General features: G+C 60.6%; 25 protein-coding genes and 1 pseudogene. 11 read left to right on the top strand and 15 right to left on the bottom strand.

The window, feature by feature from the left end:
* The first annotated feature begins 2 nt into the window (after window positions 1-2).
* The 4 genes from H8F26_RS12300 to H8F26_RS12285 all read left to right on the top strand — a co-directional run bounded on the left by H8F26_RS12300 (window position 3) and on the right by H8F26_RS12285 (window position 2368).
* On the top strand, window positions 3-632 hold the full coding sequence (locus tag H8F26_RS12300) for a type II secretion system protein J (protein ID WP_197154262.1): 630 nt from the start codon (window positions 3-5) through the stop codon (window positions 630-632).
* On the top strand, window positions 617-1225 hold the full coding sequence (locus tag H8F26_RS12295) for a Tfp pilus assembly protein FimT/FimU (RefSeq protein ID WP_197154260.1): 609 nt from the start codon (window positions 617-619) through the stop codon (window positions 1223-1225). The genes H8F26_RS12300 and H8F26_RS12295 overlap by 16 nt, the downstream gene beginning before the upstream one ends.
* A complete protein-coding gene (locus H8F26_RS12290; RefSeq protein WP_197169871.1) occupies window positions 1225-1812 on the top strand; it encodes a prepilin-type N-terminal cleavage/methylation domain-containing protein in 588 nt (195 codons plus the stop codon). The genes H8F26_RS12295 and H8F26_RS12290 overlap by 1 nt, the downstream gene beginning before the upstream one ends.
* 187 nt (window positions 1813-1999) lie before the next feature.
* The gene (locus tag H8F26_RS12285; protein WP_197154256.1) at window positions 2000-2368 is read left to right on the top strand and encodes a hypothetical protein; all 369 of its coding nucleotides are present in this window, start codon (window positions 2000-2002) and stop codon (window positions 2366-2368) included.
* Window positions 2369-2977: 609 nt separating this feature from the next.
* Here H8F26_RS12285 and H8F26_RS12280 read toward each other — a convergent pair.
* The 7 genes from H8F26_RS12280 to H8F26_RS12250 form a co-directional block, all read right to left on the bottom strand.
* Window positions 2978-4468: an IS66 family transposase gene (locus H8F26_RS12280; RefSeq protein WP_197153750.1), complete on the bottom strand. Its 1491-nt coding sequence runs from the start codon at window positions 4466-4468 to the stop codon at window positions 2978-2980.
* Window positions 4469-4514: 46 nt separating this feature from the next.
* Complete coding sequence (locus H8F26_RS12275) at window positions 4515-4988, bottom strand: type II secretion system protein J (protein WP_197154254.1); 474 nt, start codon at window positions 4986-4988, stop codon at window positions 4515-4517.
* Window positions 4989-4992: 4 nt separating this feature from the next.
* Entirely contained in the window at window positions 4993-5553 is a 561-nt protein-coding gene (locus tag H8F26_RS12270; protein ID WP_197154252.1) for a GspH/FimT family pseudopilin, read from the bottom strand.
* A gap of 484 nt (window positions 5554-6037) precedes the next feature.
* Window positions 6038-6901, bottom strand: a complete 864-nt coding sequence (istB, locus tag H8F26_RS12265) for an IS21-like element helper ATPase IstB (RefSeq protein ID WP_304623224.1) — start codon at window positions 6899-6901, stop codon at window positions 6038-6040.
* Window positions 6898-8268, bottom strand: a complete 1371-nt coding sequence (gene istA, locus H8F26_RS12260) for an IS21 family transposase (protein WP_197154250.1) — start codon at window positions 8266-8268, stop codon at window positions 6898-6900. The genes istB (H8F26_RS12265) and istA (H8F26_RS12260) overlap by 4 nt, the downstream gene beginning before the upstream one ends.
* Window positions 8269-8288: 20 nt before the next feature.
* Window positions 8289-8615 (bottom strand): PilW family protein, encoded by a 327-nt coding sequence (locus tag H8F26_RS12255; protein WP_197154248.1) that lies wholly within the window; start codon window positions 8613-8615, stop codon window positions 8289-8291.
* Between the two features lie 23 nt (window positions 8616-8638).
* A complete protein-coding gene (locus tag H8F26_RS12250) occupies window positions 8639-9175 on the bottom strand; it encodes a hypothetical protein (RefSeq protein WP_197154246.1) in 537 nt (178 codons plus the stop codon).
* A gap of 362 nt (window positions 9176-9537) precedes the next feature.
* Here H8F26_RS12250 and H8F26_RS12245 point away from each other — a divergent pair, with 362 nt between their 5' ends.
* Both H8F26_RS12245 and H8F26_RS12240 read left to right on the top strand, forming a co-directional pair.
* On the top strand, window positions 9538-10572 hold the full coding sequence (locus tag H8F26_RS12245) for an IS5 family transposase (RefSeq protein ID WP_197154244.1): 1035 nt from the start codon (window positions 9538-9540) through the stop codon (window positions 10570-10572).
* A gap of 278 nt (window positions 10573-10850) precedes the next feature.
* Complete coding sequence (locus H8F26_RS12240) at window positions 10851-11705, top strand: DUF6444 domain-containing protein (protein ID WP_197154243.1); 855 nt, start codon at window positions 10851-10853, stop codon at window positions 11703-11705.
* A 202-nt stretch (window positions 11706-11907) separates the two neighbouring features.
* On the opposite strand, the gene istB (H8F26_RS12235) is transcribed toward H8F26_RS12240, so the two are convergent.
* Together istB (H8F26_RS12235) and istA (H8F26_RS19465) are read right to left on the bottom strand one after the other, a co-directional pair.
* Window positions 11908-12675 (bottom strand): IS21-like element helper ATPase IstB, encoded by a 768-nt coding sequence (istB, locus tag H8F26_RS12235; RefSeq protein WP_231598236.1) that lies wholly within the window; start codon window positions 12673-12675, stop codon window positions 11908-11910.
* On the bottom strand, window positions 12590-14185 hold the full coding sequence (istA, locus tag H8F26_RS19465; RefSeq protein WP_231605172.1) for an IS21 family transposase: 1596 nt from the start codon (window positions 14183-14185) through the stop codon (window positions 12590-12592). Before istA (H8F26_RS19465) ends, istB (H8F26_RS12235) begins: the two co-directional genes overlap by 86 nt.
* Window positions 14186-14291: 106 nt before the next feature.
* Here istA (H8F26_RS19465) and H8F26_RS12230 point away from each other — a divergent pair, with 106 nt between their 5' ends.
* The gene (locus H8F26_RS12230; RefSeq protein WP_197154233.1) at window positions 14292-14975 is read left to right on the top strand and encodes a transposase; all 684 of its coding nucleotides are present in this window, start codon (window positions 14292-14294) and stop codon (window positions 14973-14975) included.
* A gap of 877 nt (window positions 14976-15852) precedes the next feature.
* Here the strand turns inward: H8F26_RS12230 and H8F26_RS12225 are convergent.
* From H8F26_RS12225 to H8F26_RS12215, 3 genes are all read right to left on the bottom strand, one after another.
* The gene (locus H8F26_RS12225; RefSeq protein ID WP_197154224.1) at window positions 15853-17367 is read right to left on the bottom strand and encodes an IS66 family transposase; all 1515 of its coding nucleotides are present in this window, start codon (window positions 17365-17367) and stop codon (window positions 15853-15855) included.
* Between the two features lie 326 nt (window positions 17368-17693).
* Window positions 17694-18056, bottom strand: a complete 363-nt coding sequence (locus H8F26_RS12220; RefSeq protein WP_197154216.1) for a PilZ domain-containing protein — start codon at window positions 18054-18056, stop codon at window positions 17694-17696.
* Between the two features lie 74 nt (window positions 18057-18130).
* Complete coding sequence (locus tag H8F26_RS12215; protein ID WP_197154214.1) at window positions 18131-18799, bottom strand: SOS response-associated peptidase; 669 nt, start codon at window positions 18797-18799, stop codon at window positions 18131-18133.
* 90 nt (window positions 18800-18889) lie between these two features.
* Here H8F26_RS12215 and H8F26_RS12210 point away from each other — a divergent pair, with 90 nt between their 5' ends.
* On the top strand, window positions 18890-19846 hold the full coding sequence (locus tag H8F26_RS12210) for a class I SAM-dependent methyltransferase (RefSeq protein WP_197154212.1): 957 nt from the start codon (window positions 18890-18892) through the stop codon (window positions 19844-19846).
* 183 nt (window positions 19847-20029) lie between these two features.
* On the opposite strand, the gene ltrA is transcribed toward H8F26_RS12210, so the two are convergent.
* On the bottom strand, window positions 20030-21280 hold the full coding sequence (ltrA, locus tag H8F26_RS12205; protein WP_231597922.1) for a group II intron reverse transcriptase/maturase: 1251 nt from the start codon (window positions 21278-21280) through the stop codon (window positions 20030-20032).
* Window positions 21281-21566: 286 nt separating this feature from the next.
* Between ltrA and H8F26_RS12200 the strand changes: the two genes are divergently transcribed.
* The gene (locus H8F26_RS12200) at window positions 21567-22703 is read left to right on the top strand and encodes an IS5 family transposase (RefSeq protein WP_197153730.1); all 1137 of its coding nucleotides are present in this window, start codon (window positions 21567-21569) and stop codon (window positions 22701-22703) included.
* A 34-nt stretch (window positions 22704-22737) separates the two neighbouring features.
* On the opposite strand, the gene H8F26_RS12195 is transcribed toward H8F26_RS12200, so the two are convergent.
* On the bottom strand, window positions 22738-23175 hold the full coding sequence (locus H8F26_RS12195; RefSeq protein ID WP_197154210.1) for a hypothetical protein: 438 nt from the start codon (window positions 23173-23175) through the stop codon (window positions 22738-22740).
* Window positions 23176-23294: 119 nt separating this feature from the next.
* On the opposite strand from H8F26_RS12195, the pseudogene H8F26_RS12190 reads away from it, so the two are divergent.
* Window positions 23295-24470 (top strand): annotated as a pseudogene (locus H8F26_RS12190) (IS256 family transposase).
* A gap of 300 nt (window positions 24471-24770) precedes the next feature.
* Entirely contained in the window at window positions 24771-25418 is a 648-nt protein-coding gene (locus H8F26_RS12185; RefSeq protein ID WP_197154208.1) for a hypothetical protein, read from the top strand.
* A gap of 5 nt (window positions 25419-25423) precedes the next feature.
* Here the strand turns inward: H8F26_RS12185 and H8F26_RS12180 are convergent, their stop codons facing one another.
* Window positions 25424-26110, bottom strand: coding sequence for an ATP-binding cassette domain-containing protein (locus H8F26_RS12180; RefSeq protein ID WP_197154206.1), 687 nt, complete (start codon window positions 26108-26110; stop codon window positions 25424-25426).
* Window position 26111: the final 1 nt, after the last annotated feature.

Raw genomic sequence — 26111 nt, 5'->3', positions numbered from 1 at the left:
AGTTGCATCGAGCCTATCTGTTAACGGCGACATGCCGTTCGGGCCACCGCTCTGGTGAGGCGGGCTTCAACCTGATTGAGCTTCTGATTTCCAGTGTGATTCTGCTGATCACTCTGGTTGGCGCAGTAACCATCTCTGTCACCAGCAGTATGAATAGCTTTCGCACTGGTCAGCGCTATGAGCAGGAGGGCGCGATTGACGCCGATCTCGCTTTAATCCAGCGCTACAACGATCGCTTCACCTGCCGCAGTGGCACCTGCGAAATCCATGAGAAAGACAACTCCTCGGCACCACCGATGACGAAGGACGACTTCTTTCCCGACGCCGCACCAAGCAGCACACAGCCCGACACCAATAATGACGGAATCGCCGATACGGCTGAAACCGCACTGGAAGCTGTGCAGGACCGATGCCGATATCTCAACAATCTCGACCTGGTTACGGAGCTCAAGGCCTTGATCGAAACCGATCTGCCGGTTCCCACCGGCCTGCAGCGCACCATCGCCGTGGATTCAGCGACCCAGGGCGGCGCGCACCGGTATACGGTGACTTATACCAATCTTGCCTCCAACGAGGTGATGCGCCAGATGACCCTCAGTCCTGCCACGGTGTCCTGGTGTCCACGCATCTGACCCGGCGGCAACCCAGGGCGTGGGGCAGGGGCTGTCGACGCCGCACAGGCGGTTTCACCCTCGCGGAGCTGCTGATCACGGTCGCGGTGATCGGCATTCTTTCCGCTGTGGCGGTGAATGTGCTCGGCGTGAGGGAGTGGCAGCGAAGCAGGGTGAATGCGGTGGCGATGGAATTGAACGGCTGGCTGGAGGCGGTGCGGCGCTCGGCGCTGAAGGGTACGGGCTGTCGTGTCACCATCCAGACTGCCAGCGCGGCCGCTGCTGGTGCGGTGATTGCATCGGCGGCGCCAGTGACCAATGCCGCTGTGACGGTGCCGAACACCTGCATGAGCCAACAACCGCTGCGGATTCTCTCCAATGCCGGCAATGACGTGTTTGCGATCAGCTCGGATCCGGCCACCTTCACCTTTACGCCACGGGGCACGGCGAGGGGTTTATCCAATGGAACCGAGAATGATCTGGAAATCAGGATCGCACTGAATGGTGGGTTGCCGATGCGCTGCGTGCAGCTCACGTCGCCTTTGGGGGTGGTGCGAATCGGCTACAACGATACTGCCGTGAATGGCACTTGTCTTTACCCCGGATCCTTCTGATGGAGCGTTCCTCCCAGCGTCGTTGCAGGCTTCCGGCGTCCGCTGCCGGCCTCACCTTGGTGGAGCTTCTGATTGCGTCTGCGATTGGGGCAGTGATCCTGGCCGCCGCCGCTCGAATCCTTACAGGTGATATCCGCTCCAACTCCAGCCAGGAGGCGATTCAACGGCTGCGTGATCACTGGGGGCGTGTGAACTATTTTGTGGATACGGAGGTGCGCGAAGGGCTGAGCGTCAGCCTCGCGAGTGGCACGGGGGCCTGCGCCTCTGTAGCTAGCCCCTATCTGGCGATTACGGTACCCAATCCAGCGGGTGGCACGGGTGGAATTTATTACTACAATAATAACGGGAATCTTTGGCGTTGCGGTCCAGATATCGCGGATGATGGCTCCTTGACTTTCAATACGGTGGTGAATGCCATGCTGGTGGAGCGTGCAACGTTAGAGGTCTCAATTGTGAACGCCACCAACATGACGTATACACTCACGATGAGCAGCCGATCTGATGGTAGCGGAGTCAGTTATTCGGCCAGCAGTGAAGCCCGCACCACCGCCCGCAACTGCGATGCCACGTCTGGCATTTGCTATTGAATTGCCATTGTTTTCTGAGCTGAGAACTCTTGCAGTACTCCTTCTGATGGCAGCGGGATTCACTGTGGGGTGTGTCCAACCCAAGCCACGGTTTCCGGAAGCTTCTGAAGCCGGACGCCGCGCCTGCATTGAAGAGGTACAGGCGAACTATGCCCCGCAGGGGCGGGTGGAGGCGATGCGGGTGTGTATGGCGTCGATTGATCGGCGGCTCGCGGCCCGGCGGAAACTGCAGCAGTCTGTGAACGAAGCAGCACGGCCATCCAGCAGTGCGTCGGCGTCCCAGACCGCCCCCTCCCAGGACCGCCTGATCCACTGCCGACTCCATCAGGAGGAGGTGCAAGCTGCCGAGCGGGAGCGGCAGAAGCGCCAAAGCCTCTGGATCAGTATTTCGAGCCAACAGCCCCCCGGGAGTGCGGCCTACGAGCAGGCAAAACAGAAGTTTGAAGCGGCCAGGGGCACGTTGGAGCGGCTGATCCCCGAGCGCTACCGCGGTGGTTTGCCGCTGGAGCCTGATGCGATTCGGCTATTCAGCCGCTGCGACCCGGGTGATTTCTGATGGAGAGGATGCAGCGGGGGGAGGAGCTGTGACAGAGCAGATGTCAGCCTTAGTCCGTAATGAAAAGAGCTCTTGCTCGAAGAATATTGCAAGGGGGCTGATAGCTGGATGGTGTATCACTCAAAATTGGTTGGTAAGCAACCATTCTTGTATCCGTAGTACCGACAACAGTTGTCCCACAGGTATTGACAACTGTTAAACTCGCATTCTCAACTAAAAGGCTTTTTACAGGAGATGCAGAATCAAAATCCAGCGATCCATTCCTCTGAATCGGTGGACCACATCTCCAGATGCTAGTAACACCTGAAACTGTTTTGTATGCGTTCAGGGGTCGGGACGCCCCACCGCACGAATGCAAGCCTGATCGCTCACCGCTGAGCGATCAGAGACTCTTCCTTGTCCTTTCTTCTGCCTTCAGGGATCGCTCAGCAGTGACGGCATCACCCCATCGCGGTGATGGGCGATCCAGGCCTGCTCCAGGAACTCCCAGACATCCCGCCCCTGTTGCCTGGTATGCGTTCAGGGGTCGGGACGCCCCACCGCACGAATGCAAGCCTGATCGCTCACCGCTGAGCGATCAGAGACTCTTCCTTGTCCTTTCTTCTGCCTTCAGGGATCGCTCAGCAGTGACGGCATCACCCCATCGCGGTGATGGGCGATCCAGGCCTGCTCCAGGAACTCCCAGACATCCCGCCCCTGTTGCCTGAGGGTAGTGGTGACCGTGAGCAGGCGGCTCCGGCAGATCGCACCTTGGCGGGATTGGACTCCTTGACTGATCTTGCGCTGAATCACCGATTGGCGCAGGGCACGTTCTGCGGCGTTGTTGGTGGGCTCTATTCCCTCGTTCTCCAGGAAGGTCCACAACCCACCTGTCACCTTCTGGAGCTGCTGGCACGTGCGCACTGTGCTGGCCCAAGGCGTTCGCTCGCCGCGCTGGTAGCCGAGCTCTACTACCCGCTGCAGCGTGGTCTCAAAGGTCTGGCGGATCGGCCGGCAGCTTTGCTGCAAGGCGGGCCAGTCAATCTTTCCCTCCTTGTAGCGGTGCCAGTGGCCAAACAGCTGCTGCTGCAGGCCCAGCAGCTGGGCTCCGAATTCAGCGCTGGCGCCCGGGCGTTCGGCGATGGCCGTCAGGTCGCGGATCAGGTGCGCCCAGCACAGCTGGCGCTGCTTGGTGGGCAGGTGGTTGTAGGCCGAGAAGCGATCGCTCACCACAATCCCGCCAAAGGCGTTCCCCAGCAGCTCGATGGCAGCGGTCGTCGATCGACTCAGCCCTTGCACAAATACCGTCACCACGGCGGTGACCATGACCCACTGCCAGCCCCGCTTTCCAGTGGGATTGTTGCCGTCGGCATTGCCGGTGGGGGCGCCAGTTTCATCTACGTAGGCCACCGGCTGCACGCGGGCAAAAGCAAGGGCCTCCTGCATGGGCTGCTCCAGTGCTGCACTCAAGCGCTGGCGGACCCGTGCAATCGCGCCGCGGCTCATCTCCACTCCTACCAGCTGCTGGAGCAGGGCCTGGGTCTTGCTGAAACTCAACGGAAAGGCACTGCCCAGCAGGCCCACCAGTGCACTGAGCCTTGGGCCGTAGTGACTGGCCTCCACATCCGCCGGCAACGAGGCGCAGGTGCTGGTGGAACAGCAGGGGCAGACCAGGCGATGCAGCCGGTGCTCGATCACCAGCGGGGTAATCGGCGGGATCTCGATCACCTGATGGCGCAGGGGATCGAGATCCTCTCCCTGGAGCAAGGTGCCACAGCGGCGGCAGGCATCAGGGTGGTGATCCACCACCTGATCCACCCGCTCGATCGACAGCAGCTCTGGTCCGGATCCGGGATGGCCCTGCTGGCCGCCCCGCTTGCGGCCACTGCCCTTGCGCCGTTCTGGCGGCTTAAAACCCAGACCATCACTGGAGGGAGGTTTGGATGAGTTGCGAGAGCTGCGTCCGATCCGCTCACGCAGGTTTGCCAACTCGGTGGCCAAGGAGGTGAGTTGGCCGCGCAACAGCTCGATCTCCTGCTGCTGGGCGTTGATCAGCGCTCTGACGCTGGCGGGAGTTTCCAGCCAGTCGGCTTCTGGAATTCCAGCCGGATGTGCGGTCATCACAGGCGGGTCTCTACCTGAGATGCAACCGGAAATCAAGCTGTCGTCAAGGGTTCAGCAGGGCCGATGTTCGCCGCGAGCTGTCACGCCCCCTGAACGGATACACTGTTTTATTGTAGAAGGTTATGGCTTTAGCATCAGCGACTGCATCATCCGAATCACCAGTGAGCGGCGGAACATTCAAGCCAAATTGAAATGCAGTAGTGCCCGATTCGCCACAATTGTTTGGAATACTTCCGCTTCGTGTAATGCTTATAGCTTCGCCGGCTTCTGTTTGAAGAAGGAAATTTAATCGATTTGCGTCATCTCTCACTCTTTGAGCCAATTCCGATACAATGTTGCTTCTGATTTGACTTGTGATTAAGCTGGCTGCGCCGGCCATAAGGAATGCACCAGCCGCGATTGTTACCAATAATTCGACAAGCGTAAAACCAGGCAAACAAAAGCTTTTGCGGCCAACGATTGAAAATTCATTGCGACTCGCCAACCTATTCCAATTTAAACAAACGAGAGGCTTCATGATGCTAAAACTTTATGTAATCAGTGCAAGATGCAGAAGTTTGCGTGGCTGAGTCATTTCTGCCGATGCGTATTAGCCCCAATCCCGCACTCACTCTCACACAGCGCAGAGGAGCGGTTCCTGACTGGACAATCTTGAAAGTTATATCTGACGTTTCTGCAATGGAACCGCGTGGAGTGAATGTTATTGTCTGATTTGCTGTTGCCCAAGAAAAAGTACTGGATCCTGCTGCAACATCAGTCAGAATAAAATTTGGACTTGGCGAGCATTCTGCCGGAGAAACAGTGGCCACAGTGCTGCCAGACCCTTGATTTGCAGATGGCGAACTAATCGTAACTTGACATCCGCCAGAAGTAGTGATTGTGCTTGTTCGCGCAAGCGAAGCACCACGAATAGCCTCAAGCCAACCAACAAACTCTTGGACTACCGTGTTCACTTTCTCACGTCTTAACTCATTTCCAATGATTGAGATTGTAATTCCTGAAACAATGCCAATGATCACTACTGTGATCATGAGCTCGACCAGCGTAAATGCATTCAGATTGGAATCTTGATCAGCTTTCATTTCAAGGGCACCATGCAGCCACTGCTGGAGACACCTTAAACACCCGGCTGCTGCCACCCGCTGAGTAAGTCACACTAATGCGATGAGCGGCTGAATCATCAATTGCCGATGTGCGCACGACACCTGAGACAGCAGGAGTATTATCTATCTCAGTTTTCAGAGGTGTCACAAGACTACGTGCATTGGTATTCGCACAACTCTCTTCGAAAAAGGTTACATCTGAAGTATTGGTTGGATCTGGATAATAGTAATCTGAGCTGCCCGGAGATCCAGTGCACTTTGCGCTTGCCCCTGGGTTCGAAGTGCACGTACCACTACAGCAAGTTGTCAAGCGACATCCGGAATTGGTCCTCCGGCGACACGAAATCTGGCCCACCCTGTGGGGCTCGAACCCCGGCTTGTTGACGCCGTAGCCGGCGCCGGTAGGTCTTGCTCATCAGTCGTTGGTGATGTGGATGGGGGTGGATCGGGAGGAACGGGATGCTCATGGGCTCCCTTCCTCCCCGGTGGCTGGGATGGTGCTCACCGCACTGCTGCTCCTGAGCAGACCGGAGCGGCGTTTCTCACGCAGGCGGTAGCTGTCGCCCCGCACGGTCAGCACATGGCTGTGGTGCAACAGCCGATCGAGGATCGCGGTGGCGACGACCTGATCGCCGAACACCTCGCCCCACTCCATAACAGGGCGGTTGGAGGTGATCAGGACGCTGCCGCGCTCATAGCGGCGGGAAATCAGTTGGAAGAACAGGTGTGCTGCATCGGGCTCCAGCGGCAGATAGCCCAGCTCGTCAATGATCAGCAGCTTGCTCTTGCCGTACTGGCTCAGCCGGCTCTCCAGCGCCGTCTGGTTATGGGCCCGGGCCAGGGTGGAGATCAGCTCCATCGCCGAGACGTACTGCACGGTGTAGCCCTTGCTCACCGCCTCTCGGCCCAGAGCGACGGCCAGGTGGGTCTTGCCTACTCCAGGCGGACCGAGCAGCAGCAGGGTGTCGCCGTTGGCCACCCAGCGGCAGGTGGCAAGTTCCCGGATCTGGCCAGGATCCAGGGAAGGCTGGGCCTCGTACTCGAACCCTTCCAGGGTCCGCACGAACGGGAACTTGGCGATGCTCATCGCCATCGCGATTCGCCGCTGGTCCTTGCGGGCGATCTCCGCCGCACACAGCCAGGTCAACGCCTCGCGCAGGTTCAGCTCCTTGCGGGCCACTTCCTCAAGCAGGTTGTCGAGCTGATCTCGAATAGCGGTCAGTCGCAGGCGGCTGAGCATGTCGTCGAGATCCTCGATGGGGACAGGCGGCATCGTGGCCATCGGCTGCAGGCGACGATCCGGTTGCCCGGTTTTGGCAGGACTCATGCCGCCACCTCCTCGCCCACCTCGGCGGCATAGACCGCCAGGGAGCGGGCCAGTTCTGAGCTGCGCATCACGCCGGTCCGCCGCCGCGTTCCGCCCCCACAGGGCGGGGACGTGGTGGAGGCGGACCCAACGCAGCTGGCGCCATCAGCTGAGGGCAGTGACCGTTCGGCCAAGTCCTGCTGCGGCGCTGGCACCAGGCCATCCCAGTGCCCCCGCAGCACGGAGCGATGACGCCGATTGGCCGCCACGCGCTCATGTCGGGCGACGACACGGCCGCCATGGCGGATCAGCACCTGCTGATCCCGCAGCAGAACACTCACCCGCTGCTTGAGCAGCTTCCAGGGGACGCTGTACCAGTTGCCCTCCACCTCGACGCAGGCGTCGTTGTGGACCACCCGCACCAGCTCCCGCTCCGCCAGGAACGACGGTTTATGGGGCAACGGCTGCAGGGCAGCGGCTTCCTCCCGCTGGAAACGCACCACCGGCTGTTCACCGGTCGTTCCGTGGATGCGAACATCGGCCACCTCCCGGCTCCAGCGCTCCAGGTGCGCTTCCAGCGCCTCCCAACTGGCGAATTCCCGGCCGGCCACCGCATTCGTCTTGACATAGCCGACACCGCGCTCGTCCTTTCCCTTGGTACGGGCCCGGTAGGGCCGGCAGGCTTTGGGAAGGAATCCCCAGTAGCGGGCAAAGGCATCGAGCCGTTCGTTGAACACCAGCACCTGGCGAGCCGGATCGTGCTCCTTGACCAGGGCACGGGCGTTGTCGAACAACACCTCGGCCGGCACCCCCTGCCAGTGGCGGAAGGCCTCCTCCATCGCCAACAGCCAGTTGACCTGGCGCTCGTGCCGATAGGCGCGCACCACCAGCCGCCGCGAGTAGCCCAGGGTCAGCACGCACAGGTGCACCTTGAGCCGTTCACCAGCGATGCGGGCATAGGTCTCACCGAAATCCGCCTGCAACTGCTTGCCCGGCGGCGTCTCAAACCGGACCGTCGCCAGTGCTGCAGCCCGCAGCTCCTGCCGCCACTGCCCCACCGCCCGCTCCACGGTGCGCAGTGATACGGCGATGCCCTTCTCGCTAGCCAACTCCTGGCGCACCACATCGGCATTGCCGTTGTGGGCAAGGAACCGTTCCCTGAGCCAGTCGCACTGACCATCGAGAACGCCGATCCGCCGAGGTTTGCCGTAGGCCTCCCAGCCTCCCTGCCGCCGGTACTTGCGGACGGTTTCAGGTGAGCAGCCCAGTTCCTTGGCGATCCGCCGGCGGCCCCAGCCAGCTGCGGTGAGGCCAAGGATCGCCTGGACTTCCTCTGGAGTTTCCAACGCCGCATCCCGGGAGCTCTGCTCCTGAGGTGACAGCACCACGGTCAGGGCGTTGGCCCTGGTCAGTGGCTCGCAGAGGGGGGCCAGATTTCGTGTCGCATCTGGGCCAGTTTTCGCTGTCGCCTGACACAAGTAAATCGCTCTGCAATCTGCCTAATCTCTGAAATATTCTTATCAATCGCCGATCCTGCATTTGCCAAGGCTTCTGATTGAGTTAGAGATCGATTAGAAACCATAACCAGACTTCCTGCCATACCAGCCACTATCGCCAATAAGACTGCACCAACAAGGATTTCAATCAAAGTGAATCCATCCGATTCAACTGGTTGAACTTTTTGGTCATAAGCAAAAGCATCTGTTCGACGGCTTAGAGAGTGCAATGTTGCCATAGATGTATTCTGAATGTGATAATCTAATAGTTTGAAGAGTATCGAATACCTCGGGCTACCCAATCGTACGCTTCGACTGGGAAGCTGCCAAAACCATTGCCAATAGCATTGGAAGAAGAATTAGGAACTCTTATGGTAACATTGCCATTGGCCCTGAAATTGTTTGATTGAGTGACTCCTAAAAATGTTGAATTTCCAAGAATCTCAACAGTACCTGCTGGAGCCAGAATTCCCATGGACAAGCCTCCTGTTCCTTTAATGTTAACTGTCTTATTTCCGGTCGCGAAAAGAAGTAACTTGTCGAAGTTTGCTAATGTGGCATTCGTTCCACATGCCCCCCCGTTATCAGCCAGTGGAGCAGTACATCTGACATGCTGAATTGTGCCGTTGCCACCTAAGTCAATTACGTCTCCAGTATTTGTGTCGTCAAAGTAAAATCTAATGCCGCCTGGAGAATTTGTACTGTCAATAATTAAGTCCTTATTGCTATTATCAATCTCGCGTAGTCGGCACCAATGACTGACAACAGACGTAACAGCGTCAGTGACCTGTTCGCACATGGTTAGGCTTGAGCAGTTTGTAGCGTTGCTTTGGCAGATTTGAACAGTCCCAGACGTGTTGACACGAATATATCTAGAATTATTTGATGTTGTAATTGTTCCCTTGGTTGTGATTGACCCTGGGTAGGTTGGAACAGCCGGTGCTGGGTCTAGAGCCACGGGGACGATGTCTACATTTCTTCCAATATTTCCAAGAGTATCATTATCACATGCCGATGTTCCTTGGAGGCAAAGAGCGGTTGTTACATTGTTACCGGATTCGTCTCTGATGTCTAAGACATTAGGGCACCTCGAAAAATCAGCAAGCTGGTTGATTACGATGAAATAGCGATAGAATCAGGAAGTCAGACTGTATGCCAGCGGTGGGCCAAAGAGGTTTTTGGGACGAACAGCAAAGGGTCGCAAAGCTCCAGGAGAAGAAGCCGGTTCTCAAGCGGCTGTCTGATTCGATCCCATGGGATAAATTCCAGCCGATACTTGACCAAGGATACGCGCAGGATCGCAAGAGCAATGCAGGGCGTAAGCGGATTGATCCGCTGATCCTTTTCAAGATGCTTGTTCTCCAGCAGCTATTTAACCTCAGCGATGACGAGCTTGAGTTCCAGGTGAATGACAGGCGTTCCTTTGAGGAGTTTGTGGGACTGGGTGTGATGAACAACATTCCTGACGCAACCACAGTCGCCTTGTTCAGGGAGAGGCTGCGCAAAGCAGGAGTGATTGGGGAGCTCTTCGAGATGTTCGAGGCATACCTCCGCTCACAGGGACTCCAAGCCCGTGGTGGTCAGATTATTGATGCGACTCTCGTACCTGTTCCCAAACAGCGCAACACCCGTGACGAGAACAAGGAAATCAAAGCTGGTAGGCTGCCGGAAGGCTGGGAAGAAAACCCAGATCGCCTGCGGCAGAAGGATCTAGACGCTCGCTGGGTTAAAAAGAACGGCATCAACTACTTCGGTTACAAGAACAGCATCTGCATTGACGTCGACCATGGCTTTATCCGCCGATATGCTATTACACCTGCCAATATTCATGACAGTCAGATGCTTCCACGGCTGCTGGATCCGGAGAATGAACATGATTATGTCTGGGCAGACTCAGCTTATTCAGGTGAGTGCTTTGAAGATCTGCTGAGCTTGGGGCGCTTCGAAAGCTTGATCCACGATAAGGGCGCTCGCAATCACCCGCTCAGCGCCGCCGCCAAGGACCTTAATCGCGTCAAGTCAGCCATTAGAGCTTGTGTGGAGCATGTCTTCGGCTGCATGACAATGTCAATGGGTGGGAAGCTGACGCGAAAGATTGGGCTGGCAAGGAACGAGGCATGGTGGGGGCTCAAGAATCTGGCCTTCAACTTCCTTCGCTATCTTCAGCGCATCAGCCATGCACCAGTGGTGGCATGAATCCTCGAAGGAGTATCCGATAGCGCAGTAAAAAGCTCAGTCGCCGATACAAAATTCTGCTGCCTGCCGCCATTGGCGGCTTTTTGCATGCCTGCAGAACACTGGGAAACAGCTAATTTTTCGAGGTGCCCATTATTACTAGTATTGATTGTTGGATTTGAGCCAAGGCCAACTGTATCCGTTCAGGGGGCGTGACAGCTCGCGGCGAACATCGGCCCTGCTGAACCCTTGACGACAGCTTGATTTCCGGTTGCATCTCAGGTAGAGACCCGCCTGTGATGACCGCACATCCGGCTGGAATTCCAGAAGCCGACTGGCTGGAAACTCCCGCCAGCGTCAGAGCGCTGATCAACGCCCAGCAGCAGGAGATCGAGCTGTTGCGCGGCCAACTCACCTCCTTGGCCACCGAGTTGGCAAACCTGCGTGAGCGGATCGGACGCAGCTCTCGCAACTCATCCAAACCTCCCTCCAGTGATGGTCTGGGTTTTAAGCCGCCAGAACGGCGCAAGGGCAGTGGCCGCAAGCGGGGCGGCCAGCAGGGCCATCCCGGATCCGGACCAGAGCTGCTGTCGATCGAGCGGGTGGATCAGGTGGTGGATCACCACCCTGATGCCTGCCGCCGCTGTGGCACCTTGCTCCAGGGAGAGGATCTCGATCCCCTGCGCCATCAGGTGATCGAGATCCCGCCGATTACCCCGCTGGTGATCGAGCACCGGCTGCATCGCCTGGTCTGCCCCTGCTGTTCCACCAGCACCTGCGCCTCGTTGCCGGCGGATGTGGAGGCCAGTCACTACGGCCCAAGGCTCAGTGCACTGGTGGGCCTGCTGGGCAGTGCCTTTCCGTTGAGTTTCAGCAAGACCCAGGCCCTGCTCCAGCAGCTGGTAGGAGTGGAGATGAGCCGCGGCGCGATTGCACGGGTCCGCCAGCGCTTGAGTGCAGCACTGGAGCAGCCCATGCAGGAGGCCCTTGCTTTTGCCCGCGTGCAGCCGGTGGCCTACGTAGATGAAACTGGCGCCCCCACCGGCAATGCCGACGGCAACAATCCCACTGGAAAGCGGGGCTGGCAGTGGGTCATGGTCACCTGTCCCGTGTCAATCAGGTTGATGGCTTGTGCCAATCAGGTTGACCGGTGAGCCGGTTGAATTTTGCTGCGGCACCAGGCCTGAAATCCTGATGGGGCCTCGATCGTGCCCATGGCTGTCGTGGCGCGTCAATCAAGTTGTGGTTCTGGCCTCAATCTCATGGCGAGAGGGCCAGTTTTCGTGTCGCCGCCTTGGTTTTGCCGGGCTGGGCCGGTGTTGCCGTTGATCGTGGCGGCCATGACGTCCGCGTCAATTACGTTGGCGGGTTGCTGGAATCCTTGGAAACCCTTGCGGCAGCTGCCTTCTGCCGGTAGCTCTCGCCCTTGATCCCGATGATGTGGCAGTGGTGCACCAACCGGTCCACCGCGGCCACGGTCATCGATCCGCTCGGGAAGATGTCGTCCCACTCCCGGAACGGCTGGTTGCTGGTCACCAGCAGGGATTTCCGCTCGTAGCGGTGGCAGATCAGCTCAAACAGCACCGAGGTCTCCAGTTCGCTGCGGCGCACGTAGGAGATGTCGTCGATCACCAGCAGGGCATAGCGATCGAGCTTCTGGAGCATCGCCGGCAGGTCGTAGGCCGCCTTGGCCTTCTGCAGCAGCTGCACCAGCGTGGTGGCCGGGAAGAAGCGGCAGGCCTGGTCCTGCGCCGCCATTGCCATCGTGATGGCAATGGCCAGGTGGGTCTTGCCCACACCGCTGGGACCAAACAGCAGCAGGTTCTCCGCCTGCAGGAGCCAAGTGGTCTGCCGCGTCAGGCCTTGGAGCTCCTGCCAGTGGTGGGGCTCGAGGTGCTGGTGGTCAAAGCCATCGAGACCTTTCTGCCACGGGAGATGGGCACCGCGCAGCAGGCGTTGCTGGCGGGCAATCTGCCGTTGTTCCAGTTCCTGCTCACAGAGGGCGTAGAGGAACTGGCCCGGGCTCCAGCCCTGGGCATCAGCCTGATCGGCCAGCGGCTGCCAGTGACTGCGGAAGCGCGCCAGTTTCAGCTGTTTGAGCAGGAGCGGCAGCGCCGCTTCCACCGCCGCAGAGCGCGGGCATGGGGACGAGGTGGTCATAGGTAGCCAGCAGGTGTTGGGGGATGGCGGGATCGGGGAGGCTCTGGCAACGGGGAGGAACGCGGAATCGCTGCTGCAGAGCCGACAGCGAAAGGGTCTGGCGGCGTTGGGCCTGCTCCAGGAAGGCGAGCACCAGCGCATAGGAGGCCACCCGCACCGCCACATACAGGGCCTCGACCATCAGCCGGGCAGCGGCGTCACGGTCACCGCCGACCAGGAGTTGCTGCCAGAAGTCCCACCAGCGGGAATCAGGGAAGAGGTAGCGCTGGTAGCGGCAATGGAGCAGGGCCCGGGGCTTGGCCCGCAGGGCATCGATCAGGTGCTCCAGATCGATGCACCAGGCCCGCTTGCCACCAGAGGCGCCATAGAGGCGGGGGAGCTGGCAGACCCAGTCGCTGCCCAGGAACACCACCAGCCGGTCGTGGTGCAGCCGCACCATGACCTGGCGGCCGATCAGGGTGGGCGGCACTGAGTAGATCACCTGCCGCACCTCGATCGTGCTGGTGCTGCGCACCCGCACTGTGAGCAGCTCGTAGTCGGCAAAGCGGAAGGCCGGCAGGGGCCCCAGGTGCTCCAGCTCCTGCTCGTAACGCTGCTGCCGGGGGGCGTTGAGGGCACAGAACACCTCAGCGAGCAGCTGGGCGTATTCGGCGGGCTCCTCGAAATCGCAGCTGCCCCGCAGGATCAGCTTCTGCTCCAGCCGACGTTTCACATGGCCATGGGGAGCCTCGATGATGCCGTTCTCGTGAGCCACGCCGCGGTTATTGCGGCTGGCACTGAGGCCGTAGTGGGCGCAGAGCGCCTGGTGGCGGGGGGTGATGTCGAGGGCGTAGCTGCCATCCCGATTGCGGCTGGCGGCCGACAGTCGATCGGTGCGCAGCTCCTTGGGCACCCCACCGCAGGCGGCCAGGGCGTTCTGCAGCCCTTCTGAAAGGGCGACAAAGCTCTCGCCACCATGGATGAGTTGCCCATAAGCCCAGCCGCTCCAGGCCAGGCGGTAGTGGAACAGCAGGTGGGGAAATGGTTCGCCGCGCAGGGTGATCGTCACCCGTTTCAGCCGGGTGAAATCGCAGAAGCCGATCTCTCCAGGCTGGTAGGCCAGCGGGAACATCACCTCCGGCGCTGGACCGTGCAAGGCCTTCCACTGCTGCACCCGCCGCTGCAGGGTGCGTTTGAGCGAACTCCAGTCTTGATCTGGCTTCTGCTCCTGCAGGTGCTCCAGCAGGGTGGTGGGCGTCAGGGCTGGATGGCGCTCCAGAAGCGGCAGCAACAGGGGCTCCCAGACCTCAGCCAATGGATCGGGCCGCCGCCGGCCACGGGGCTTGGCGGCTTTGGGTTGGAGGCGGCCAGCATCAATGCGGTGGGCACTGCTCACCGAAATGCCCGCCGCTGCGGCAGCCACCTCCTGGCGGCTGCCGGCTCGTCGTTTGGACATGTACAGCGCAATCTGTTGAGCGGTGAGGGGAGCAGGCATGAGCCGGTGCCCTGCGCATGGCAACCGGATTCAGCAGAGCCCCTCAGGAGCGGTCAACCTGTTTGGCGCGACCCCTCAACCAGATTGTCGCCGGATAGTCACCGCCGTGGTGACGGTATTTGTGCAAGGGCTGAGTCGATCGACGACCGCTGCCATCGAGCTGCTGGGGAACGCCTTTGGCGGGATTGTGGTGAGCGATCGCTTCTCGGCCTACAACCACCTGCCCACCAAGCAGCGCCAGCTGTGCTGGGCGCACCTGATCCGCGACCTGACGGCCATCGCCGAACGCCCGGGCGCCAGCGCTGAATTCGGAGCCCAGCTGCTGGGCCTGCAGCAGCAGCTGTTTGGCCACTGGCACCGCTACAAGGAGGGAAAGATTGACTGGCCCGCCTTGCAGCAAAGCTGCCGGCCGATCCGCCAGACCTTTGAGACCACGCTGCAGCGGGTAGTAGAGCTCGGCTACCAGCGCGGCGAGCGAACGCCTTGGGCCAGCACAGTGCGCACGTGCCAGCAGCTCCAGAAGGTGACAGGTGGGTTGTGGACCTTCCTGGAGAACGAGGGAATAGAGCCCACCAACAACGCCGCAGAACGTGCCCTGCGCCAATCGGTGATTCAGCGCAAGATCAGTCAAGGAGTCCAATCCCGCCAAGGTGCGATCTGCCGGAGCCGCCTGCTCACGGTCACCACTACCCTCAGGCAACAGGGGCGGGATGTCTGGGAGTTCCTGGAGCAGGCCTGGATCGCCCATCACCGCGATGGGGTGATGCCGTCACTGCTGAGCGATCCCTGAAGGCAGAAGAAAGGACAAGGAAGAGTCTCTGATCGCTCAGCGGTGAGCGATCAGGCTTGCATTCGTGCGGTGGGGCGTCCCGACCCCTGAACGCATACGGCCAACTAAAATGCCAATTGTTCCTCCGCCACCCGTAGACAAGCAAGGCCTCGTATCCCTTCCCCAGTCTTTGCCAGTTGTATTGCTAAAAGATCGCTTACAGCACTTAGGGACAATCTCAAAGTCTCTTGTTATTGTTGCTCTCGAAACAACATCGCCAGAGGCATTTAGTGCTAGCCCCTCAACGGACAAGCGAAGTAAACCTTTTTGATTCCCTTTCCTTGTGTTCTCTAGGCTTCCGCTTGGACCGGTAGTGTAGGGAGAGCGAGACAAATCGGTATATGATATATTGGTTATTCTGAACTGTCTTGAGTTGTCAATTGTCACCGGATTGGATGTGCTTGTGAAAGTCGAGATAGCTCTCGAAGTTGGCGACAGGGCAGGATTACCTGTTAATGTACCATTAGCATTGTACAAGGTGCATCCATTGGTGTCGGATGAACTCCAGCTTGTATATGCTTTGTTGGCAATTAAGAGGGCGCGATTCTGTTCTTTGTTCAATTCTGAAATTATCTCGGTCATCCCAGTCTCGGCTGCTTCGCGAGCATCTCGATTCTTGGAGGAAAGAGCAATCCCCAGCAAGCCTGATGTGCTGCGGCTAGCAATGGCAACCGAACCTAGGATAACGGTAAGTACTAGGATCAATACCATAGCCATAGAATAGCCATCTTCACTCTTGGTAGTATCCGTTCAGGGGCCGTGACGCAGCAGCGCAGCATTCCACCCCTGATCGTTGATCAACGAGCAACCACAGACACCACGATCGATGACGGCCGGCTCAGGGATTCGGCAACAGCGATGGCATCTCACCGCCGCGATGATGGGCGATCAAGGCCTGCTCCAGGAACTGCCAGATATCACGGCCCTGTTGCCGCAGGCTGGTGGTGACCGTGAGCAACCTGCTGCGGCAGATTGCACCCTGGCGGGATTGGACGCCATGGCTGATCTTGCGCTGAATCACCGAATGGCGCAGGGCACGCTCGGCTGCGTTGTTGGTGGGCTCGATCCCTTCAATCTCCAGGAAGGTCCAGAGGCCATCGCTCACTTGCAGCAACTGATGGCAGGTACGCACCGTCTTGGCCCACGGCGTTCGCTCGCCGCGCTGGCAGCCCAGCTCCACAACCCGCTGCAGCGTGCCCACAAACGCCTGGCGGATCGGCCGACAGCCCTGCTGCAACGTGGACCAGTCGATCGTTCCGTCTTTGTAGCGGTGCCACTGGGCAAACAGCTGCTGCTGCAGGCCCAGCAGCTCCGCTCCAATCTCACCGCTGGCGCCCTGACGGTCAGCGATGGCGGTGAGATCGCGGATCACGTGCGCCCAGCACAGCTGGCGCTGCTCCAGCGGGAGATGGTTGTAGGCGGAGAAGCGATCGCTCACCACAATTCCGCCAAAGGCATTCCCGAGCAGGTCGATCGCGGCGGCAGCCGAGCGGCTCAGGCTCTGCAAGAACACTGTCACCCCCATGGCGGTCACCATGACCCACTCCCAGCCGCGCCGGCCATCGGGGTTGCCCCCATCGGCATTACCGGTGGGGGCACCGGTTTCATCGACATAGACCACCGACTGCTGACGGGCAAACGCAAGGGCCTCCTGCATGGGCTGCTCCAGTGCTGCACTCAAGCGCTGGCGGATAGTGGCCATCGCTCCCCGGCTGATCTGTACCCCCAGCAGCTGATCCAGCAGCGCCTGGGTCTTGCTGAAACTCAACGGGAAGGCACTACCCAGCAGACCCACCAGAGCACTGAGCCGGGGACCGTAATGGCTTACTTCCACCTCCGCCGGTAACGAGGCACAGGTGCTGGTGGAACAGCAGGGGCAGACCAGGCGGTGCAGCCGGTGCTCGATCACCAGAGGCGTGATCGGTGGAATCTCGATCACCTGGTGCCTCAAGGGCTCGGGATCCTGACCCTGTAGCAACGTGCCGCAGCGGCGGCAGGCCTGGGGGTGGTGCTCGACCACCTCATCCACCCGCTCGATCGGCAGCAGCTCCGGCCCAGATCCGGGATGGCCCGGCTGGCCGCCGCGCTTGCGGCCACTGCCCTTGCGTCGTTCGGGCGGCTTAAACCCCTGGCCATCACTGGAGGGAGGCTTGGAAGAATTGCGGGAGCTGCGGCCGATCCGCTCGCGCAGATGGGCCAGTTCGGTCGCCAGGGCGGTGAGCTGGATGCGGAGCTGCTCGATCTCCTGTTGCTGCCTCTGGCACTGACTGACCAGCTCAAGAAATCCAGCCTTCACTCCCACCGGGGTGGCGGCCCAATCGGCTTCTGAAATCCCGGCCGGTGGGGTGGTCATCGCAAGGAGTCTCTTACTGAGATGCAACCAGGAATCAAGCCACCGTCAAGGGTTCAGCAAGCCCGATGTTCGTTGCGAGCTGTCCCGACTCCTGAACGGGTACTCTTGGTAAGAGGCTGAGAAAGCCGAAGAGAACTCTGGATCAAACCGGTTCTCTGCCTTGCCTTTATCAATGGGTTAATGGCGAACTTCATGTAACCACTGCCTGCTTTTTCTATGCATTTTTACATCTAGCCTGAGCCAGGGACTTGCGTCTCCCTAAATCAGACGATAAGACCACTCCTATGCCTATTTTAGCGCGAGACGGATAACACTGTAAGATTTATTCATCTCTTCTGCTCATATACCGACAAAAACGTCCCCTTCAGCTCAATCGGCTTGTCATATTTGCAGCCGACAAAATACGCTGATCCCACATGATCCATCCACATCACGGTAGCGTTGCTCACCAGAGGATCACCCGGACTGGGATTGCGGATGAGCACCTGGCCATGATCCCCGGGCACAGGGGATCCCTCCTTGTCAGGAATGGCGATGCAGCAGCCTGAAAGGCTGACATCCCATAGGCGAGCTTTGTACTGCTGGCCATCGATCTCTAAAATCGCAGCAATCTGAACCGAGAACGCCGGCACACTGAAGCGGGGCTCCTTGCGTGGGGAAAAACCTTTCTTTTCGCTCCTGTTGGCCACGCCCGATCCTCTTGATTCAGCGCTCCTCCACATTGGCATTTCGCTGGTATCCCCCATCACGCTAGCGGGTTACCTCAGAGATGGAAGAGGGTCATCTGCTGATCCGGTCCAAGCGCCCGGCCCCTGGCAGGTCCAGGGTCCGCCTGCCACGAGTCGCCCTGCTCCACGGGCTCCAGAAGGGGTTCGAGGGCCCGCAGGGCAGCTCCATTCGCCGGCTGCAGCCAGGCGTCTTCCAGTCCGTCCGGCAGGATCACCGGCATGCGGGGGTGGAACGGAGCCACCAAGGCATTGGCGCGGGTGGTGAGCACGCAGCAACTCTCCACCTCACTGCCATCCGGGCCGATCCAGCGGTCCCACAGACCCGCCAGCCAGAAGGGCTGCCGGTCGCGGCGGCTCACCCACACACAGCGTGATCCGCGACCTTCGCGATAGGCAGTCGCCGGCAGCAGGCAGCGGCGATGGCGCCAGGCGCCTCGGAAACTCGCCTTCTCGGCCACGGTTTCACTGCGGGCATTGATCGGCCGGGGGGTAACCAGCGGTTGTTTCTGCCATTCCGGCAGCAGGCCCCACAGGGCCAGCCCCACCTGCAGCTGGCCATGCTCCTGCCGCTGAATCAGCACCGGCTCCCCTGCCACAATCTCCTGCCGCGGTGCGTAGTGGGCCGCCAGGCCTTGCGGCAGCGGACCCTGCAGACGCAGCAGCAGCTGGTCGATGGGGCTGGTGAGAGAATAACGACCACACATCGGTCAACTGTGGCAGTCAGCGTCGCCGGCAGCCGCTGGATCTCCCATTCTGGTGCGATTCTCCAAGCGGTAGCAGGTATCTCCTGAGTCATGGATTACCGCCAGGACCGACTGTACCCAGCTTTTGTGCACCGGGAACTGGCCGTCTCCTGGCTGGCAATCGCCAGCCTGCTTGGCGGTCGCCATCGCTGGGATCTGCGGCAGGGGCGTTTCACCGTTCTTGAGTTCGGCTGCGGCCACGGTCTGAACCTGATCTTCAACGCCGCCGCCCATCCCGATGCCCAGTTCTTCGGCATCGATTTCCATCCCAGCCATGTGGCGCGGGCCACCACACAGGCCAGGGAGCTGGGTCTGAGCAATGTGCAGTTCGCCGTGGCGGATCTGCGGGATTTCACCGAAGGACCGCCGGATCGCGGCCCCTGTCGCCTCTGGCCCGAGGCCTACGACCTGGTGCTGGCCCATGGCATTGCCTGCTGGGTGGACGCGGACACCCGCCAGGCCTTGCTGGAGGCGGCAAGCCACAACCTGCAGCCGGGTGGACTCTTCTACTGCTCCTACAACACCTATCCAGGTTGGTTGTCACGCAGCCCTCTGCAGATGCTGGCTCTGGAGCTGGGTCTGCTGAGTGGTCACAACACCAGCGAGGCCTCACTGCAGCAGGCCACGGCCTGGCTTCAAGAGCTGCTCGGGGATGGGGACACCCACACATCGCCCCTCGGCAGGTTCCATCCGGAATTACGCACTGCTCTGCAGGCGTTGAGCAAGGCACCGGGCACCTACCTGCTGGGGGAGTACCAAGCCACCCATGAACCGCTCTATGTGGGGCCCATGCATCGAGCCTGCGCTCAAGCAGGCCTGACCCACGTGGGCTCGGCCACCTTGCCGGAACTCTTCCCGCAGATGCTCGATCCGATCCGGACCGCCTGGGTCGCACAGGCCCGACATCCAGCACTGCAGGAGATCCTCTTCGACCTGGCCATCAGTCAATCGTTTCGCTGGCGTCCCAAGGCTTGGTGTAAATCCCCCGGCACCCCCACCCCGGCGTAGCCGGGGTGGGCCGCGCACCTCAGGTGGCTGGCCCAGCGGCTGGCGTTGCAAGGGGTGGGCAGGCCCGTTTCCCTGGTTCGAGAACCACCTCAACCAGACGAACCATGTCGAGTCACCCCGGGGAACTTCCCCCCGAGGTGCTCACAGAACCGTACGTGACACTCTCGCGTCATACGGCTCCCATCATCCACATGCCACTTCACTGACTCGACGCCAGTGCGCGAACAGATCACGATGTCCAGACCTGATCCTGGCAAGTACTCGCCAGCTTTGGAGCCGACGACCCCGCAGCCTTTTGTACTTCTGCCGTAACCAGGCTGCAATTCTGTCATCCAGGTAGCGATACAACTTCCTGATCAGTTCTGTCCTATAGAAACGACCGTAGTACTGAATCCAGCCACGAATCACTGGATTCAGCACTTTAGCGATCTCCTCAAGCGACAGATACACGAGCGATGGAAGCCCTATCGACCTAATCCTCTCCCGCATACGCTGGAGAGCCTGCGGACTCACTGCCGGCAAAAAGCCTGTGTAGATGACTCCGCGAGAATTGCGAGACACACGTGGCCGAAACGCGAAACCAAGAAACGTGAACGTGACATCAGCAAACGGTGCCCGGCGGTTGCTATCCCTGCAGTAGACCACCTGGGTCTTCTGGGGATGAAGCTGGAGGCCACAGGACGCAAAGCGATCCTGCAATGCCTCCAGCAACCGCCGAGCTTCCTTCTCGCTGTGGCAATGACAGATCACATCATCTGCATAGCGCTCAAAGGCAATGGCCGGGTGGCTCCGGCGCATCCACACATCAAACGCATAGTGCAGGAACAGATTGGCCAGCAGTGGACTGATGACACCACCTTGCGGTGTGCCCCGGTCCCTGGGATGGAGCGTGCCATCCGGCAACAGAACCGGTGCCTGCAGCCATCGTTGCAGGTAGAGCACCACCCAGCGCTCGGAGGTATGGGCCTTGATCGCGCGCATCAACAGGTCGTGATCGATAGCATCGAAAAACCCCTTGATGTCGAGATCGAGAACCCAGTTGGACCTCCAGCAGCGCTGACGGCAGACCTCTACTGCCTGATGCGCTGACTTGCCCGGTCTGTAGCCGTAGGAATCCTGATCAAAGATCAGCTCCAGCTCTGGCTCCAGCACCTGCTTGACCACCATCTGTGCGATGCGATCAGCAACCGTCGGGATACCCAGCGGCCTGACGCCTCCACCGGATTTGGGAATCTCCACACGCCGAACTGGTGGCGGAAGATAACTTCCTGATGCCATCCGATTCCAGAGTTTGTAGAGATTATTCTCCAGATCCTTGTTGAAGTCGTCCAGGCTTTGGCCATCCACACCGGCCGCCTGTCCGTTCCGTTTCACCTGTTGATAGGCCTTCCAGACCATCACCTTGGTAATCGGTAGCGGCTTGTCTGTTGTCATCCCATTCCTCCTGCCGTAGGCAGTTGATGGGAGACTCCAAACGGGATGATGCAACCCCTTGGCTCCGAGTCCGTTACAGACCCATCATCGCTACTACGGGTTGCTCCGCCCCTGCCACAGACATCGGTATTGACCCTCATGGTGGTGACCACTTGGGATGTTCCCTTGGCATTCCATGGCAGGTTCTCACGTTCCGCATCAGGGCCTGCGATGAGCTCGTGCCGTCTATGAGTTTGCTGAAAAACCCCGCCGCCTCTGCGAAAATAGGGCAACTGCCCCAGGTTTGATGCGAGGTCAGCAGGAGCGCAGCGGCTCCTTGTTCTCCTACGTCTCGATCGAGGAGCGGATCCCGACCAGCCATCCACTCAGGCGGATTCGCAAGCTGGCGGATCAGGCCCTCGATCGACTCAATCCCACCTTCTGCAGGTTGTATGCCTCAGAAGGGAGACCATCGGTGCCGCCAGAGCAGCTGCTGCTGGCCTCGTTGTTGCAGGCGTTCTACGGCATCCGCTCCGAGAGGCTGCTGCTGGAGCAGGTCCACTACAACCTGCTGTTCCGCTGGTTTGTGGGCTTGAGCCCTGACGATGCGATCTGGCATCCGACCACATTCACCAAGAATCGTGATCGGCTCCTCACTGACGACGTCATGGGGCTGTTCCTGGAGAAGCTGATGGGAGCACCCGAGGTCAAACCGCTGCTCAGTGACGAGCACTTTTCGGTGGACGGCACGTTGCTCCAGGCCTGGGCGTCACACGCTTCCTTGGAGCGGATCGATGGCCAGGAGGATCCTCCGCCTCCGCCCACAGGTCCTGGCGAAGGATTCGGTGCTCCCAAAGAGGGAAAGAAGCGCGCCAAAGGGGACTTTCGCGGCATCAAGCTCAGCAACGAGACCCACCGCTCCAGCACCGATCCTGAGGCACGGCTGGCCCGGAAATCGAATGCCCATCCAGCGCAGCTGAGCTATCGGGGCCATGTCCTCATGGACAACCGCCACGACCTGATCGTCGATTGCCGCGTCACCCAGGCCACGGGCACCGGTGAGCGGGATGCCGCCAAAGAGATGGCAGCAGACCTCACCGGTGCCCACCAGAAGACCGTCGGCGCCGACAAGAACTACGACACCAAAGGGTTTGTCGCTGAGATGCGGCGGATCGGTGTCACGCCCCACGTGGCCCAGAACACGGCCCGCAGCGGTGGCTCAGCCATTGATGGCCGCACCACCCGTCACGTGGGCTACTCCAAATCGATCAACGCCCGCCGGGGGATCGAAAAGGTGTTTGGTTGGATCAAGGCGTTCGGAGGGCTGCGCCAGTTCAAACTGCGCGGTACCGAGAAGGTCGGCGCCGTGTTTGGCCTGCATGTGATCGCCTACAACCTGATCCGCCTGGGCAACCTGCTCAAGCCCGCGATGGAGGCGGCATGAACAGCCCGTTGTCCAGAGGTGTGCCCAATAGGCCTCAACCAATGCCTTGCAGAGAGGCCAACGATGCCGAAATCGGGCTGTTTGCGGCTCTGATAGCCGCCGATCCGTCTTTTTGAGCCGGAAATCCACTGATGCCTGTGGAAAACTGGCTCGTGGGTTGGTTTTTCAGCAAACTCCTATACGCCGGCTGCCGTGTGGTCCATAGACAGGCTCTGTCCACACTGATCCAGGAGATTTGGGCCGCCTCCCGTTTTGGCAGCGTCTGAAATAGATATCGGCGCGTCATCAACGGTTCGCTTGCGCTCACCTTCTCGTCGCACACCTGACGGATCCAGTCCGCCGTTTCCCCGTCGCTCACCACCACGTCTTTTGAACGCAGCAGCACGGGGTGGTTTGGTACCAGCCCCTGCAGGCCGATCCCGGGAGGCCACACTCCCATCCCCGATGCAGTTTCATCAGCCTTGGCTTTCACCTGCTGACTCGTGACACACGCCCAAGACCCATCGTGCCGCAGTTGACCTGGCGCCGCTACTGGATGGCAGCAGTGCCGGCGAGCTGATCCCGGAGCTGGCCCGCCACGGCCTGCAGCAGCTGATCGAGCTGGAGGTTGCCGCCGTTCTGGGTGCCGACCGCCATGAGCGCAGCGAGGAACGGCTCGGCTACCGCAACGGCTACCGGCCCCGCAGCCTCACCACCCAGGTGGGCGACATCGACCTGCTGATCCCCAAACTGCGGGCCGGCAGCTTCCTGCCCTCGATCCTTGAGCCCCGCCGCCGGGTGGATCAGGCCCTCTATGCCGTGATCATGGAGGCCTACATCGGCGGCGTCTCCACCCGCAAGGTCGATGCCCTGGTGGGGGCCCTGGGATCGCAGAGCGGCATCTCCAAATCCCAGGTCAGTCGCATCTGCCAGGAGATCGACCAGCAGGTGCAGGCGTTCCTGAGCCGGCCCCTGCAGGAGTCCGGCTACGCCTACGTCTACCTGGATGCCACCTACCTCAAGGGCAGGCTGGGCAAGGCCCTGCAGGTCTGCTCACGGGCTGTCGTCGTCGCCATGGGGGTGAACGCGGACGGCCGCCGGGAGTTGCTGGGTCTCAAGGTGGGCGACAGCGAAACCGAGGGCTTCTGGAGCGAGTTCATTGCCTCGCTCTAGCCGAAGGCTTCTGCGAAGCAGTAGGAGCGCGGCCTCACTGGCGTCAAGCTGGTGATCAGCGACGCCCACGTGGGCCTCACCAAGGCCATCAGGCGCCAGCTGCAGGGCTGTGTGTGGCAGCGCTGCCGCGTCCACTTCGCCCGCAACCTTCTCCAGCGCGTCCCCAAAGCCCACCAGGGCATGGTCACCGCCGCCCTGCGCTCGGTGTTCGCTCAGGAGGATGCCGGAGAGATCCTCAGCCGATGGGATGACCTGGCCGCCTCGCTGGCGGAGCGCTTCCCCAAGGCCACCGAGCTCATGAACGAGGCCAGAGAGGACGTGCTGGCCTTCCGTCACTTCCCGCAGCCTCACTGGAAGAAGGTCTGGAGCACCAACCTGCTGGAGCGGGTCAACGAGGAGATCAAGCGCCGCACCAGGGTGGTCGGCATCTTCCCTAACGACGCGTCGATCACCCGCCTGGTGGGCGCGGTATTGCTGGAGCAGCACGAGCACTGGCAGCTGGAGGGACGCCGCATGTTCTCAGCCGAGAGCATGGCCGCCATCCCGGAGCTGGAGGATCTGCCGGCCCTGCTCAGCGCCGCCGCCGCAGAGGTGCAAGACGCAGGCCCCAGGTGATTGAGGTGGCAGCGCCCCCACAGGGCGCAGCGGCCTCAATCGCCGCCCGGGGGCCGGCGCTGTAACCCCTGGGCTGCATAGAAGACCCCTGCCGCTCACAACACAGCCGCGATCAGACGAGAGACTTGACAAGTCAATCGCCTCATTTCATCGTGGAAAAACGAGGTGCATCTGCGCCTCAGGAATGACAGCCCGTCATTCCACCCTGTTCACCCTCTGAGTCAGGGCATTCGGGCCTCGGGTTTTACACCACGCAAAGGGACGCGGCCATCGTTTCGGCGCGATCTCTTTGCCCGTGGGGTGGTTCCTCCCAATTCCTCCGACACCCAGGTCGAACTGGCTTCCCTGCCTCTGATCCTGCGACAGGATTCCCTGAAAGCCCGCCAGGGATTCCCCACCAGCATGGGAACCATGGCCATCAATGCCGCCATTCTCCAGACTGTGGATCGGGTCCTGGCTGATGGGCCCCGCAGCCTGGGTGAACTGGCCCAGGAGTTGGGGAAGGCACCCCGCGATCTCTTGCCCCAGCTGGCACTGCTGCTGGATCAGAATCGGGTGGGCACCGATCCATTCGCAGCCCTGGCCGCAGGTTCCCAGCCAGGCCTCAAGGCGGCCGAGCCGGCCGAAATCACAGCCTTCAACCAGAAGCTGGTCGAGCTGGCATCTCGGGGGAAGGGGGCCGGTGGACTGCTGGCACCGGATCTGCGACTTCCCATCCCTCTGGGAGACGCCCAGATCCTGCTGACCCAGGTGGAGGGGCTCGGACTCAAGGATGCCGATCGGGTGCAGATGGTGGCAATGGGAATACTGAGGGCTGGCCTCACCCTGCACGATCAGAAGGGTCAGGCCGTTCGTAACAAGCAGGGGATTTCCGATCTGTTGGCACAACTCTGGCAAGAGTTACAGGGAGCAGGGATGGAAGATCTCAGGCGGCTGGGGCTGTTCTGATCCGCTCAACGCAGCCGGCCGTCTTCCATCGACACGGTGCGATCGGCCACGTCGAGGATGCGGCTGTCGTGGGTCACCAGCAGGATCGTGCAGCCCTGCTCGCGGGCCAGCCGCTGCATCAACGTCACCACCTCGCGGCCGGAGCGGCTGTCGAGGGCGGCCGTGGGTTCATCGGCCAGCAGCAGCGGCGGCTCGCCCACCAGTGCCCGGGCCACCGCCACCCGTTGCTTCTGGCCGCCCGAGAGCTGGTCGGGTTTCATCTCCAGGTGATCGCCCAGCCCCACGCTCTCCAGGATCCGGCGGGCGCGGCGGTCCATCTCGGCGGTGCTCAGGGTGCCGCGCATCTCCAGCGCCATGCGCACGTTCTGGGTGGCGGTGAGGCTGCGGTGCAGGTTATGGGCCTGGAAGATGTAGCCGTGTTCGCGCCGCGCCAGGGTGAGGGCCCGGTCCGATCCGCCCATCAGCTCGCGGCCCAGCACCCGTAACGAGCCGCTCTGGGCCGCGCGCAGCCCGCCGATCAGGGTGAGCAGCGTCGTTTTGCCCGAACCGGAGGGTCCGGTGAGCAGCACGATCTCGCCCTTCTCCACCTCCAGCGCCACATCGAACAGCACCTGGCGCCGCACCGCTCCGCGGCCGAAGCTGTGGTTAAGAGTTTGCTGAAAAACCCCGCCGCCTCTGCGAAAATAGGGCAAC

The sequence above is a fragment of the Synechococcus sp. CBW1006 genome (assembly GCF_015840525.1).
Lineage (GTDB): Bacteria > Cyanobacteriota > Cyanobacteriia > PCC-6307 > Cyanobiaceae > CBW1002.
This window is presented reverse-complemented; position numbering and strand designations above follow the sequence as displayed.

Excerpts from the sequence above, each read along its gene's own strand:
- H8F26_RS12290 (WP_197169871.1), top strand. The coding sequence starts at position 1,225 with ATGGAGCGTTCCTCCCAGCGTCGTTGCAGGCTTCCGGCGTCCGCTGCC.
- H8F26_RS12285 (WP_197154256.1), top strand. The coding sequence starts at position 2,000 with ATGGCGTCGATTGATCGGCGGCTCGCGGCCCGGCGGAAACTGCAGCAG.
- H8F26_RS12280 (WP_197153750.1), bottom strand. The coding sequence starts at position 4,468 with ATGACCGCACATCCGGCTGGAATTCCAGAAGCCGACTGGCTGGAAACT.
- H8F26_RS12275 (WP_197154254.1), bottom strand. The coding sequence starts at position 4,988 with ATGAAGCCTCTCGTTTGTTTAAATTGGAATAGGTTGGCGAGTCGCAAT.
- H8F26_RS12270 (WP_197154252.1), bottom strand. The coding sequence starts at position 5,553 with ATGAAAGCTGATCAAGATTCCAATCTGAATGCATTTACGCTGGTCGAG.
- istB (WP_304623224.1), bottom strand. The coding sequence starts at position 6,901 with ATGAGTCCTGCCAAAACCGGGCAACCGGATCGTCGCCTGCAGCCGATG.
- H8F26_RS12255 (WP_197154248.1), bottom strand. The coding sequence starts at position 8,615 with ATGGCAACATTGCACTCTCTAAGCCGTCGAACAGATGCTTTTGCTTAT.
- H8F26_RS12250 (WP_197154246.1), bottom strand. The coding sequence starts at position 9,175 with ATGTGCGAACAGGTCACTGACGCTGTTACGTCTGTTGTCAGTCATTGG.
- H8F26_RS12240 (WP_197154243.1), top strand. The coding sequence starts at position 10,851 with ATGACCGCACATCCGGCTGGAATTCCAGAAGCCGACTGGCTGGAAACT.
- istA (WP_231605172.1), bottom strand. The coding sequence starts at position 14,185 with ATGCCTGCTCCCCTCACCGCTCAACAGATTGCGCTGTACATGTCCAAA.
- H8F26_RS12225 (WP_197154224.1), bottom strand. The coding sequence starts at position 17,367 with ATGACCACCCCACCGGCCGGGATTTCAGAAGCCGATTGGGCCGCCACC.
- H8F26_RS12215 (WP_197154214.1), bottom strand. The coding sequence starts at position 18,799 with ATGTGTGGTCGTTATTCTCTCACCAGCCCCATCGACCAGCTGCTGCTG.
- H8F26_RS12210 (WP_197154212.1), top strand. The coding sequence starts at position 18,890 with ATGGATTACCGCCAGGACCGACTGTACCCAGCTTTTGTGCACCGGGAA.
- ltrA (WP_231597922.1), bottom strand. The coding sequence starts at position 21,280 with ATGACAACAGACAAGCCGCTACCGATTACCAAGGTGATGGTCTGGAAG.
- H8F26_RS12200 (WP_197153730.1), top strand. The coding sequence starts at position 21,567 with ATGCGAGGTCAGCAGGAGCGCAGCGGCTCCTTGTTCTCCTACGTCTCG.